Origin of the sequence: Streptomyces sp. S.PNR 29 (genome assembly GCF_030386795.1) — a bacterium.
In the GTDB taxonomy this organism is placed as follows: Bacteria; Actinomycetota; Actinomycetes; order Streptomycetales; family Streptomycetaceae; genus Streptomyces.
In genome coordinates, this window is the sequence record NZ_JANUQM010000003.1 from 473,915 (window position 1) to 486,161 (window position 12,247).

Consider the following 12,247-nt stretch of genomic DNA (forward strand, 5'->3'; position numbering starts at 1 on the left):
CTGACGTCCCCCGTCTGTAACCCGCGTAGATCTACGCTGGGGCGGAACGACTGCAACGGAGGGAGCGCACATGGCTACCGGCAACCCCGAAGGGAAGAAGCAGCCGCCGGAGGAGCAGCGCCTGGGGCCGGTCCTCCGAAGGCGGAGCCAGGTCCAGGCGAGCACCACGGACCAGCGGCTGCTGGACGCGGGCGGCCCCTCCGACTGGGTCCACACCGACCCCTGGCGCGTCCTGCGTATCCAGTCGGAGTTCATCGAGGGCTTCGGCACGCTCGCGGAACTCCCGCCCGCCATCAGCGTGTTCGGCTCGGCCCGGACGCCGGTGGACTCGCCGGAGTACGAGGCGGGGGTGCGGCTCGGGCGGGGCCTGGTGGAGGCCGGCTTCGCCGTGATCACCGGCGGTGGCCCCGGGGCCATGGAGGCCGCCAACAAGGGCGCCTGCGAGGCGAGCGGCATCTCGGTGGGGCTGGGTATCGAACTGCCCTTCGAGCAGGGCCTCAATCCGTACGTGGACATCGGCCTGAACTTCCGTTACTTCTTCGTCCGGAAGATGATGTTCGTCAAGTACGCCCAGGGCTTCGTGGTCCTGCCCGGCGGCCTCGGCACCCTCGACGAACTCTTCGAGGCCCTGACCCTCGTCCAGACCCAGAAGGTCACCCGCTTCCCCATCGTCCTCTTCGGCACCGAGTACTGGGGCGGCCTGGTGGACTGGCTGCGAGACACGGTCATCAAGCAGGGCAAGGCCGCGGAGCAGGACCTGCTCCTCTTCCACGTCACGGACGACGTGGACGAGGCGGTGGCACTGGTGTCCAAGGAGGCGGGCCGCTAGCGCGGCGCTTAAGGGGACGCAGCCCCAGCGGGGCCGCAAGGCGGAGCCCCTTGGGGGTGTTGGCGTGGACGTTCCGGTGGGGTGTAGGGGCGGAGCCCCGTGGGGGTTCAGGGGGCGCAGCCCCCGGTGGGGTCGAAGGGGCGGAGCCCCTGGGGAAGGGACGGGTAGGGGCGGCGGGGCGAGGAAAGTCCTACGCCAGCCCCCGCCGGGCCACCGCGGGCGGGCGGTGGCCCGCGATCGACGTCACCATGTCCAGTACCTGCCGGGTCTCGGCGACCTCGTGCACCCGGTACACCTGCGCCCCCAGCCACGCCGACACCGCGGTCGTCGCCAGCGTGCCCACCACCCGCTCCTTCACGGGCTTGTCCAGCGTCTCCCCGACGAAGTCCTTGTTGGACAGCGACACCAGCACCGGCCACCCGGTCGCCACCATCTCGTCCAGCCGCCGCGTCGCCTCCAGACTGTGCCGCGTGTTCTTCCCGAAGTCGTGCCCCGGATCGATCAGCACCGACTCCCTCGGCACCCCCAGCGACACCGCCCGCTCGGCCAGCCCGACCGTCACCTCCAGGATGTCGGCCATGACGTCGTCGTACGCCACCCGATGCGGCCGCGTCCGCGGCTCCGCACCGCCGGCGTGCGTGCACACGAGCCCCACCCCGTACCGCCCCGCGACCTCGGCAAGCCCCGGATCGACGCCACCCCAGGCATCGTTCAGCAGGTCGGCCCCGGCCTCGCACACGGCCTCGCCGACCTCGGCCCGCCACGTGTCCACGCTGATCACCACCTCGGGAAAGCGCCGCCGCACCTCCGCGACGAACCCGACCGTGCGCCGCGCCTCCTCCGCCGCGGACACCTCGTCGCCCGGCCCCGCCTTGACCCCGCCGATGTCGATGATCGCGGCTCCCTCGGCCACGGCCTGCTCCACGCGCGCGAGGGCCGGCTCGTCGCGGAAGGTGGCACCCTGGTCGTAGAAGGAGTCCGGGGTCCGGTTCACGATCGCCATGATCACCGGCTCGTGCGCCTCGAATACGCGCTTGCCCAGCCTGAGCATCCCCTGTGACCTCTCCTAGTCCGTCCTGACTGCGGCCGCCTGCGACCCTAACTGTCAGACTCGCATGGCACGATCGACCTGACACATTCGACACCGACACGTCGGCGCCCACGCGCCGGCGCCGAGCGTGGGGGCCTCAAGCGATGGTTATGTTCCTGTTCCTGGTCGTCGCGCTCGCCGTGGTGGTCGCCGCGGTGACCCTCGCCGTGGTGGGCGGCGGCGAGAACGGCCCGCTGCCCGAGGCCGCCCCCGAACGGCTGCAGGACTCCCTGCCCCCGGACCGCCCGGTCAGCCGCGCGGACGTGGAGAGCCTCCGCTTCCCGCTCGCCGCCCGCGGCTACCGCATGGCGGACGTGGACGACGCCCTCGGCAGACTCGGCGCCGAGCTCGCCGAGCGGGACGCCCGCATCGCCGACCTGGAGTCCGCGCTGGCCGGCGCTCAGGCCGCCGCCCACCACGTCTCGATGGAGAAGCCCGCCCGCGAGGACCAGCAGTGACCGCCGGCGCCGCCATCGAGGGCCCGGACGGCGCGCTGCGCTGCCCCTGGGCCCTGTCCACCGCGGACTACGTGACGTACCACGACGAGGAGTGGGGCCGCCCGGTCCACGGCGACGACGCGTTGTACGAACGCCTGAGCCTGGAGGCCTTCCAGTCCGGCCTGTCCTGGATCACCATCCTGCGCCGCCGCCCCGGCTTCCGCGCGGCCTTCGCCGACTTCAAGATCGCGTCGGTCGCCGCCTTCACCGACGCCGACCGCGAGCGGCTCCTGGCCGACCCCGGCATCATCCGCAACCGCGCCAAGATCGACGCCACCCTCGCCAACGCGCGCGTGCTCGCCGACTGGTCCCCGGGCGAGCTCGACGAGCTGATCTGGTCCCACGCCCCCGCCCCGGCCGCCCGCCCGGCCCCGAAGACCCTGTCCGACGTCCCGGCGGTCACCCCCGAGTCGACGGCCCTGTCCAAGGCGCTGAAGAAGCGGGGGCTGCGGTTCGTGGGGCCGACGACGGCGTACGCGCTGATGCAGGCCTGCGGGCTGGTCAACGATCACCTGGACACATGCGTGGCGCGCAGCGCCCTTTAGACGCCGGCCCCCCACCGCCCGAGCTCAGCGGCCCAGGTACTTCGGCTTCTCCTTGTTCACGAACGCCCGCACCGCGATCGCGTGATCCTCGGAGGACCCCGCCCGCGTCTGCAGCTCGTCCTCCTTCTCCAGGGTCTCGGCCAGGGAGTGGCTGAGCCCGTACGCCACCGCCTCCTTGATCGCCGCGAACGCCACCGTCGGCCCCTCGGCCAGCGCCCGCGCGACCTTCTCGGCCTCCTCGCGCAGCGCGTCCGCCGGCACCACCCGGTTCGCGATCCCCAGGTCGTACGCCTCCTGCGCGCCGATGCTCCGCGGGAAGAGCAGCAGGTCGGCGGCGCGCCCGGGGCCGACGACCCGCGGGAGCGTCCACGAGATCCCCGAGTCGGCGCTCAGCGCGACCCCCGCGAAGGAGGTGTTGAACGCCGCCGTGTCCGCCACCAGCCGGTAGTCCGCCGCGAGCGCGAACCCGAAGCCCGCCCCGGCCGCGACCCCGTTCACCGCGGCCACCACCGGCTTCGGCGCTTCCGTCAGCGCCCGCACGATCGGGTTGTAGTGCTCCCGCACCGTGCTCATGGTCTGCCCCGAGCCCGTCTCCCGGTCGGCGGCCAGCAGCCCGATGTGCTCCTTGAGGTCCTGACCGACGCAGAACGCCCGCTCACCGGCGGCGGTCAGCAGCACCGCCCGGACGGCGTCGTCCGCCGCCGCGGTCCGCACCGCCTCCCGGAGAGCGACCTTGGCCTCGATGTTCAGCGCGTTCATCGCCTCCGGGCGGTTCAGCGTGATCGTCGCGAGCCCGTCGCTCACCTCGTAGAGCACGGTGTCGGCCATGGCGTTTCCCCTCCGTCGTGGCTGGCGGACGTACCGACGGGTACGTCCGGTGTCTGCAGGACAGCATGACGGAGATCATCGGTGAAGGACCGGGGCGGACGTGTGACCTGCGTCAAAGAATGCGGACTCGTATCCGTTCGGCGGAAGTGCGAGCAGCCGAGCAGTATCGCAGTCCCATCGCCGAATTGAGTGGTTTTGCTCGGGCGCGTTGCCCAAGCGATGCCGACTGATGTTGGTCATCGGGTCCTGAGATGCGGGATAATGGCTGGGAAGCAATGTGTTCGATGCCGGTGTCGCGTGTCCCCCGGACCGCGCGTGCCCTTCACGGGCCGTCGGCTTTGACGATGAGCTGGGTTTCAGGAAGGGGAACGAGCATGGCGGCCATGAAGCCGCGGACGGGTGATGGCCCGCTCGAGGTGACCAAGGAGGGGCGGGGCATCGTCATGCGCGTTCCGCTCGAAGGCGGCGGTCGGCTCGTCGTCGAGCTGACCCCTGACGAGGCCGACGCGCTCGGCGACGCCCTCAAGAAGGTCGTCGGCTGACGCGCAAGCGACCATACCCTTTCAGCGGCCCCGGCACCTGACGCGGTGCCGGGGTAGCTGTTTCCCGGCTTCCCGGGTTTTCGTGTTCCCGCTATTTCCCGGGCGACACCATCACCGCTTCACGGCGCACAGCAATCCGTCCCCCACCGGAAGCAGCGACGGCACCAGCTCCTGGCTCTCGCGTACCGTACGCAGCAGCTCCCGCAGCCGCAGTACCTCCGTGGGCTGCGGTCCGGAGTCCACCGTCCGGCCGTTGGCGAAGACGCCCTCGAAGACGACGAGCCCGCCGGGACGCAGCAGACGCAACGATTCGGCGAGGTAGTCCATGACCTCCAGACGGTCACCGTCGCAGAAGACGAGGTCATAACCGGCGTCCGCGAGCCGGGGCAGGACGTCCAGGGCGCGGCCCGGAATGAAGCGGGCCCGGTTGCTGGCGAAGCCACAGGCGCGGAAGGCCTGGCGGGCGAACTGCTGGTGCTCCGGCTCCGGGTCGACCGTGGTGAGCACCCCGTCCGGCCGCATGCCGTGCAGCAGATGGATCCCGGAGACACCGCAGCCGGTCCCGATCTCCGCGACCGCCTTCGCGTCCACGGTGGCCGCGAGCAACCGCAGTGCCGCGCCCGTGCCGGGCGACACCGAGCGCAGCCCTGCCTCACGGGCCCGGTCGCGGGCCCAGCGCAGCGCTTCGTCCTCGGCGACATAGGCGTCGGCGAACGCCCAGCTCGTCAGCCGGTTGCCGGTAATGACCCTCTCCTGTCCCCGTGGTTGCCTCGGCGTGACTGTATCCGTTGCCGCCGGGAACCCGCAGATGGGACCGGGCGTTTACAGGGATGAAGGAAGTGGCCGGGGCTGCGACGGGGGCAGTGCATGGACTGGGACGACGAGCAACTGCTGACGCAGCCGTACGAGCCGTATCAGCCCAGATCAAATTCTCGTAAAACCGCTTATCCGGAGCTAACGGGCGAGGTGGCTATGGTAGGGGCTCCACTGGACACCACCAGAGCCAACAGGGGAGGTGCGGCTGCGCCTGTGGATCGTGGAGGAGTGCTGAGGCGCTTCCTCGGATCAGCGGGCAGGCCGAAATCCGTGAACGACACCGCTGCTGACCACAGCCACGCCGCTGGCCATGCCCAGACCGCGACCTTCTCCACCGACGCGGACGGGCAGGCGTGGACTCCGCCCACGTGGGAGGAGATCGTCAGCACGCACAGCGGTCGCGTCTACCGCCTCGCCTACCGCCTCACCGGCAACCAGCACGACGCCGAGGACCTCACCCAGGAGGTCTTCGTCCGCGTCTTCCGGTCCCTGTCGACCTACACGCCGGGCACCTTCGAGGGCTGGCTGCACCGCATCACCACCAACCTCTTCCTGGACATGGTCCGCCGCAAGCAGCGCATCCGCTTCGACGCGCTCGGCGAGGACGCGGCCGAGCGGCTGGCCAGCAAGGAGCCGACGCCACAGCAGGTCTTCAACGACGCGCACTTCGACGCGGACGTCCAGCAGGCCCTCGACACCCTCGCCCCCGAGTTCCGCGCCGCCGTCGTCCTGTGCGACATCGAAGGACTGTCGTACGAGGAGATCGCCGCGACCCTCGGCGTCAAGCTCGGCACGGTCCGCTCCCGGATCCACCGTGGCCGCTCCCAGCTGCGCAAGGCCCTCGCGCACCGCTCTCCGGAAGCCCGGGCCGAGCGCCGCTCCTTCATGGCCCGTGTCCCCGCGCTGGGGGGAGGGGGCGCGTCCGCGTGAGTGGATCACGGCCGAAACCCGAGGGGCACCTCGCAGAGCAGCACCTGGGAGACCGCCTCTCCGCCCTGGTGGACGGAGAGCTCGGTCATGACGCGCGCGAGCGCGTGCTGGCGCACGTGGCCACCTGCCCGAAGTGCAAGGCGGAGGTCGACGCACAGCGCCGGCTGAAGAACGTCTTCGCGGAAGCGGCCCCGCCGCCGCCCTCCGAGAGCTTCCTGGCCCGCCTCCAAGGGCTTCCGGCGGGGGGTGATCCGGACGGCGGTGGCTCGCCGCTGGACGGGGGTGGACTGCCCGGGGGAGCGTCCGGACGGTTCGGCGCCTTCGGATCCCTCGGAGCCTTCGGCATGAAGCGCGGCGAGCGCTTCGAGTTCGACTACGTTCCCGCCCGCCCGCACTCTCCGGTCCTGCCCCCGGCCTCGGGGAACCGTGGCTTCCGCATCCATGACGTCAGCCGCCACGAGGCCGAGAGGTCGGCCTCGCGCGGGCTGCGGTTCGCGTTCGCCGCCGCCGGGGCCGTGTCGCTGGCCGCGATCGCGCTCGGCGGTGTCGCCACCACTGGTATGCCGACCGACACCGAGGCGCGCGGCGGCTCCGGGACGGGCAGCAATGTGACCCCGATGCGCACGCAGGGTGGTGCGGGCGCCGCGACGGCGCCCGACGCCCAGCGCCGCCGCTCGCTCGGCCCGCTGCTCGGGCAGGCCCAGGGCGGCCAGCAGTCGCTCGGCGACACCCCGGTGGCCCCGACCGAGGTCTCCGCGCCGCTGCTGCCCGGGCTGCCCTCTCCTGCGTCCGGCCGGGAAGCGCAGGCCGTGCATGCGCTGACGGCGCCCGTGGTGGCCGGTGCCGCCGCCATGTCCCCGCTGATACGTCCGCTCATGGCCACCCCGCCGATCGCCCTGACCTCATGGTCCGCGGCCCCCGGCCTGCTCGCCGCACCCGTCCCCGACACGACCGCGTCCCCCTCCCACTCCGCCTCCTCCCAGCCGGCCGACTGACCGAGCTCTGCGCTTTGGTGCGCGAACCTGATTGAATCCAGGGTGGGGCGCGCCCTGGCCAGGGTGCCGGGCGCGGAGTCGATGATCTTGCGGCCAGCGCCGACGGGCCATGCCGCGGGCCAGCTGTGGGGAGAGCAGTGAACGAGGGGAAACCCACGAAGGCGAAGTGGTGGAGCCGACCCCGCCCGCAGGCCCCTGCCGGGCCGGCGGAGGGGCATGCGGCCGACGGCGACTTCGAGCTCGCGCGCCCCGGTGCGGTCCAGCAGGGCAGCGCCGGCCCGGAGGGCGACTACGAGCTGGAGCGCCCCGCCGCGGCCCGGAGCACCGACGAGGGGGACTACGAACTGGACCGGCCCGTGGCGGCCGGGAGCGGTCGTACGGAGCCAAGCGCGGGGCCTTCGGGGGCCGACCTGGCCGTGACGGTCGAGGGCGACCGGTCGGGGAGCCACACCGATGACGGGGCCGCGGGGGCGGCAGGCCCGGAGACCGGCGAGGTGCGGGCCGCCGCGCCTGCCGACCGCGCGTCCGGTGACGGTGATGCCGGGGCCGCCGCGCCTGCCGTAGCGGCAGCCGGGGATGCCGTGGCCGCCGCCCCGGCCGGCGACGAGCCCGGGGATGCCATCGCCTCCGCGTCCGGCGCCGCCCCTGCCGTCGAACACCCCAAGCCCCTGCACGACCCCGACCCGTACAGCACCCCGCCGTACGGCGAACCGGGCCCCTGGGCCCCCGCGCCACCGGTCCAGCACCCTGCGGCACACCTGCCGCCTCCGGTGTCTGGCACCCCTGTCCCGCCGTCCGTGGGCGTGCCCGGCGCCGCCGGCGCGCACGGCGTGCCTGCCCCGCCCGTGCCCCTGGCGCCCGGCTCGGTGACCCCGCCGCCTCCGGTGCCTGGCACCCCTGTCCCGCCGCCCGTCGGCACGCCCAGCGCCGCCGGCGCGCACGCCCCGGTCGGCCCGCAGGCAACGCCCACCCCGGTGCCGGACTCCACGCAGGCATCCCCGGTGCTCGGCACCTCCGGGCCCTCCCACACCGCGGCCCCCGACCTCGCCCAGCCCCCGGCGCCGAACCCCTGGCAGCGCTACGACCCCTGGGCCGCTCCCTCCGCTCCCGCGCCGCTCCAGCAGAACGGTGCGGTCGTTCTCAGCACGCGGCAGCGGCGCGCGCGGGTGAAGAAGCTGCTCGTGGGTGGCGCGGTGCTGCTCGCGCTCGTGTCCGGGGGCCTCGGTGGCGTCGTAGGGACGTATCTGGAGCGGAACGGCGGTGTGGGGACGGTGGAGTTGCCGCAGGCCGGGAAGGAGCCGGCCGGGCGGGCACCGGACAGTGTGGCCGGGATCGCGGCCCGGGCCCTGCCCAGCGTGGTGACCCTGCATGTCAGCGGCGCCGGCGAGCAGGGCACCGGCACGGGCTTCGTGCTCGACACCAGCGGCCACATCCTCACCAACGACCACGTCGTGGAACCCGCCGGAGACGACGGCGAGATATCCGTGACGTTCAACAGCGGCGACACCGCCAAGGCCACCGTCGTCGGCCGGGACAGCGGCTACGACCTCGCCGTCGTGCGGGTGAGCGGCGTACGCGGACTCACCCCGCTGCCCCTCGGCAACTCCGACAACGTGCAGGTGGGCGACCCCGTCGTCGCCATCGGCGCGCCCTTCGACCTGGCCGGGACCGTCACCTCCGGCATCATCAGCGCCAAGGAGCGGCCCATCACCGCGGGCGGCGAGAAGGGCGACGGGAGCGATGTGTCGTACGTCGACGCGCTCCAGACCGACGCGCCCATCAACCCCGGTAACTCCGGCGGCCCCCTGCTCGACTCCAAGGCCCGCGTCATCGGCATCAACTCCGCCATCCGTTCCGCCGGCAGCGGCTCCGACCCGGACGGCGGTCAGGCCGGTTCCATAGGGCTCGGCTTCGCGATACCCATCAACCAGGGCAAGCGCGTCGCCGAGGAGCTGATCGACACCGGCCACGCGACCCACCCGGTCATCGGCATCACGCTCGACATGAACTACACCGGCGACGGCGCCCGCGTCGGCACGAAGAGCAACGACGGCGGACCCCCGGTCACCACCGGCGGCCCCGGCGACAAGGCCGGCATCAAGGCGGGTGATGTCATCACCGAGGTCGACGGACAGCGCGTCCACTCCGGCGAGGAACTGATCGTCAAGACCCGTGCCCACCGCCCCGGCGACCGTCTGGAGCTGACCCTGCGGCGCGACGGCAAGGAGAGGACCGTCTCGCTGGTGCTCGGTTCCTCGGGCGGGAGGTGAGGGACGCGCCGCACCTCACAGCAACCTCACAGATGGGCCACCCTCCCCTGCTCCATCCGGGCTGACTTCGCGCCCCACCCGGGGTTCCGCAAGGCAAACAACCCGGAAAACCGCCCACGTACCCGCACTCGGAGCCCTCGGGACAGTACCGGTCGTACAGGATCGCCGGGTACCGTGGACCCGGCCCGGACCACGGCAAGACCCGCTAAGACCACCGAGGGCCGAGGACCGAGGGCATCTCAAGGAGCTTCAGGTGTTCAATGACATAGGACCGCTAGAGCTGGTGACGCTCATCGTCCTTGCCGTGCTCGTCTTCGGTCCGGACAAGCTCCCGAAGGTCATCCAGGACGTGACGCGCACGATCCGGAAGATCCGTGAGTTCTCGGAGAGCGCCAAGCAGGACATCCGGCAGGAGCTCGGACCGGAGTTCAAGGACTTCGAGTTCGAGGACCTCAACCCCAAGACGTTCATCCGCAAGCAACTGGACAACGACGACCTGGGGCTGAAGGAGATCCGCAACGGCTTCGACCTGAAGAAGGAGATGGCCGAGGTCACGGACGCGGTCCACAGCCGCGACTCCGAGTCGTCCTCCTCGGGCGCCTCGGGCTCGTCCGGTGGCCGCGTCGACATGACGAAGAAGCCCGAGGACACCGGCCGCGACGAGCGTCCGCCCTTCGACGCCGACGCCACCTGAGCCGTACGGGGGACGCTTCCGCCGAAACGCAGGTCCGGGGGCCTGCGCCCCCGGCACACGTGACGTGTTTCATATGCGGCGCCTGCCGCGCACGGCCTGAACACGACTCGCGCGCGACCCACGCGCCGGGCGGTTTCCCTGCTGCTCGCAGCGGGGTGGCTATGCTGCCGAGTTGTTGTGCGGATCCGGCGAGTACGCCCGAAGGGGGGCGGGCCGCCGCGATCCGACGAGAGCGAGGAGGCGTCCGGGCACATGGAGACGACGAGTCGGGCAGTCGCGCAGGCGCCGGCCGCGGAGAGTGGACAACAGGTCCCCTCCGCCCGGGGTGCGGTCGACGGCTACCTGCGTGCGCCCTTCCCGTGGTACGGCCTCGACGAGGCCTTCACGGGGCCGCGCTGGTTGATGCAGGTCGGTACGGCGGCCGACGGGGCCGTGGAACACGGATCGATCGGGCACGGTGACGAACCGTCGGTGCGCAACGAGTACGCGACCGGAGGCGACGACGTCAAGGAGAAGTTCGCCGTCGTCGTGACCGTCGCGGCCCACCCCGTACGGCGCAGCGCGGACGGTACGGGGCTGCTGGAGGCCACGACGGTGTCCTCGGCGGCCTGGCTCGCGGGTGTGGGGCTGCTGTCCTTCACCTGGCCCGGCCAGATGGACCACTCCCTGCGGGACGACTGGCTGGAGCAGCAGACCGAGACGGCGTGGGTCCTCGCGGACGATCTCGACGGACCGGACTGGTCGACGCTGTCCCTGCCGGTGGACGGCGTGCCGACGCCGTTCCACTACCGGGAGTCCGAGTTCGGGTGGGTGCTCGCAGGGTCCACGAAAGCGGGCGTTCATGTCGGGGCGTACGGCAGAGGGATGAGCGCGTACGGGTTGGGCTTCGCCGTGGTCAAGGACATCTCGGCTTACGCATGACAGAGGGGCGCCGTGGGGATGGCGGCGCCCCTTCGCCGTAGTGCTTCCGGTTCTCGGGCGGCTGCGGGTTGTGTGTGGTTGCTCGCGCCCACGCGGCGGAGCCGCACAAGGAAACAGCCCCGCGCCCCTTGGGGCGCTGCCCCTCAGGTCGGCCTAGAACTTGTTCTTGGGAGTGATCCCCAGAGACAGCCCCGAAAGACCCCGCTGCCGTCCCCCCAGCTTCCCCGCGATCGACCGCAGGGCCGAGCCCGCCGCGGAGTCGGGGTCGGTGAGGACCACCGGCTTGCCCTCGTCGCCGCCCTCGCGGAGGCGGACGTCGATCGGGATGCTGCCGAGGACCGGGACCGTCGTGCCCGTCGTACGGGTCAGGCCGTCGGCGACCAGCTGGCCGCCGCCCGTGCCGAAGACGTCGACCATCTCGCCGCAGTGGGGGCAGGGCAGGCCGGACATGTTCTCGACCACGCCGACGATCTTCTGGTGGGTCTGGACGGCGATGGCACCCGCCCGCTCGGCGACCTCGGCGGCGGCCTGCTGGGGCGTCGTCACGACCAGGATCTCGGCGTTCGGGACCAGCTGGGCCACGGAGATGGCGATGTCGCCGGTGCCGGGCGGCAGGTCCAGCAGGAGGACGTCCAGGTCGCCCCAGTACACGTCCGCCAGGAACTGCTGGAGCGCGCGGTGCAGCATCGGGCCGCGCCAGACGACCGGGGTGTTGCCCGGGGTGAACATGCCGATCGAGATGACCTTCACGCCGTTCGCGGACGGCGGCATGATCATGTTCTCGACCTGGGTGGGCGTGCCGTCGACGCCCAGCATGCGCGGCACGGAGTGGCCGTAGATGTCGGCGTCGACCACGCCCACCTTCAGACCGTCCGCCGCCATCGCCGCCGCCAGGTTCACCGTCACCGACGACTTGCCGACGCCGCCCTTGCCGGAGGCGACCGCGTACACGCGGGTGAGGGAGCCGGGCTTGGCGAAGGGGACCTCGCGCTCGGTCTGGCCGCCTCGCAGGGCGCTCGCCAGCTCCCTGCGCTGCTCGTCGCTCATGACGTCGAGCGTGACGTCGACGCGGGTGACGCCCTCGACCCGCGAGACCGCCTCGGTCACACGCTGGGTGATCGTCTCCCGCATGGGGCAGCCGGAGACCGTCAGATACACGGTGACCGCGACCGCACCGTCCGCCCCGATCTCCACCGATTTGACCATCCCCAGCTCGGTGATGGGCCGGTTGATCTCGGGGTCGTTAACCGTCGCCAGTGCCTCGCGCACCGCGTCTTCCGTAGCCATAAG

At 72.0% G+C, this 12,247-nt stretch carries 13 protein-coding genes; 9 read left to right on the forward strand and 4 right to left on the reverse strand.

Going from position 1 to position 12,247, the window contains the following annotated elements; all coding sequences use genetic code 11:
• The first annotated feature begins 70 nt into the window (after positions 1 to 70).
• Positions 71 to 829, forward strand: a complete 759-nt coding sequence (locus NW895_RS11000; protein WP_289935225.1) for a TIGR00730 family Rossman fold protein — start codon at positions 71 to 73, stop codon at positions 827 to 829.
• A gap of 190 nt (positions 830 to 1,019) precedes the next feature.
• Here the strand turns inward: NW895_RS11000 and folP are convergent, their stop codons facing one another.
• Entirely contained in the window at positions 1,020 to 1,880 is an 861-nt protein-coding gene (folP, locus tag NW895_RS11005; protein ID WP_289935226.1) for a dihydropteroate synthase, read from the reverse strand.
• A gap of 149 nt (positions 1,881 to 2,029) precedes the next feature.
• Between folP and NW895_RS11010 the strand changes: the two genes are divergently transcribed.
• Both NW895_RS11010 and NW895_RS11015 read left to right on the forward strand, forming a co-directional pair.
• The gene (locus tag NW895_RS11010; protein ID WP_289935515.1) at positions 2,030 to 2,377 is read left to right on the forward strand and encodes a DivIVA domain-containing protein; all 348 of its coding nucleotides are present in this window, start codon (positions 2,030 to 2,032) and stop codon (positions 2,375 to 2,377) included.
• Positions 2,374 to 2,961, forward strand: a complete 588-nt coding sequence (locus tag NW895_RS11015; RefSeq protein ID WP_289935227.1) for a DNA-3-methyladenine glycosylase I — start codon at positions 2,374 to 2,376, stop codon at positions 2,959 to 2,961. Before NW895_RS11010 ends, NW895_RS11015 begins: the two co-directional genes overlap by 4 nt.
• Before the next feature lie 24 nt (positions 2,962 to 2,985).
• Here the strand turns inward: NW895_RS11015 and NW895_RS11020 are convergent, their stop codons facing one another.
• Positions 2,986 to 3,789, reverse strand: coding sequence for an enoyl-CoA hydratase-related protein (locus tag NW895_RS11020; protein WP_289935228.1), 804 nt, complete (start codon positions 3,787 to 3,789; stop codon positions 2,986 to 2,988).
• Between the two features lie 374 nt (positions 3,790 to 4,163).
• Here NW895_RS11020 and NW895_RS11025 point away from each other — a divergent pair, with 374 nt between their 5' ends.
• Positions 4,164 to 4,331, forward strand: coding sequence for a DUF3117 domain-containing protein (locus NW895_RS11025; protein WP_003966491.1), 168 nt, complete (start codon positions 4,164 to 4,166; stop codon positions 4,329 to 4,331).
• A 111-nt stretch (positions 4,332 to 4,442) separates the two neighbouring features.
• Here the strand turns inward: NW895_RS11025 and NW895_RS11030 are convergent, their stop codons facing one another.
• On the reverse strand, positions 4,443 to 5,141 hold the full coding sequence (locus NW895_RS11030; protein ID WP_289935516.1) for an O-methyltransferase: 699 nt from the start codon (positions 5,139 to 5,141) through the stop codon (positions 4,443 to 4,445).
• Positions 5,142 to 5,303: 162 nt separating this feature from the next.
• Between NW895_RS11030 and sigE the strand changes: the two genes are divergently transcribed.
• The 5 genes from sigE (at position 5,304) to NW895_RS11055 (ending at position 10,957) form a co-directional block, all read left to right on the forward strand.
• Positions 5,304 to 6,077: an RNA polymerase sigma factor SigE gene (gene sigE, locus NW895_RS11035; protein ID WP_289935229.1), complete on the forward strand. Its 774-nt coding sequence runs from the start codon at positions 5,304 to 5,306 to the stop codon at positions 6,075 to 6,077.
• Positions 6,074 to 7,072: a zf-HC2 domain-containing protein gene (locus NW895_RS11040; RefSeq protein WP_289935230.1), complete on the forward strand. Its 999-nt coding sequence runs from the start codon at positions 6,074 to 6,076 to the stop codon at positions 7,070 to 7,072. The genes sigE and NW895_RS11040 overlap by 4 nt, the downstream gene beginning before the upstream one ends.
• A gap of 137 nt (positions 7,073 to 7,209) precedes the next feature.
• Positions 7,210 to 9,342: a trypsin-like peptidase domain-containing protein gene (locus NW895_RS11045; protein WP_289935231.1), complete on the forward strand. Its 2,133-nt coding sequence runs from the start codon at positions 7,210 to 7,212 to the stop codon at positions 9,340 to 9,342.
• Between the two features lie 253 nt (positions 9,343 to 9,595).
• A complete protein-coding gene (locus NW895_RS11050) occupies positions 9,596 to 10,036 on the forward strand; it encodes a sec-independent translocase (RefSeq protein WP_289935233.1) in 441 nt (146 codons plus the stop codon).
• Positions 10,037 to 10,288: 252 nt separating this feature from the next.
• Positions 10,289 to 10,957: a hypothetical protein gene (locus tag NW895_RS11055; protein ID WP_289935234.1), complete on the forward strand. Its 669-nt coding sequence runs from the start codon at positions 10,289 to 10,291 to the stop codon at positions 10,955 to 10,957.
• A gap of 153 nt (positions 10,958 to 11,110) precedes the next feature.
• Here the strand turns inward: NW895_RS11055 and NW895_RS11060 are convergent, their stop codons facing one another.
• Positions 11,111 to 12,244 carry an Mrp/NBP35 family ATP-binding protein gene (locus NW895_RS11060; protein ID WP_289935235.1) on the reverse strand — a complete coding sequence of 378 codons (1,134 nt, stop codon included), beginning with the start codon at positions 12,242 to 12,244 and terminating at the stop codon, positions 11,111 to 11,113.
• Between the last annotated feature and the right edge of the window lie 3 nt (positions 12,245 to 12,247).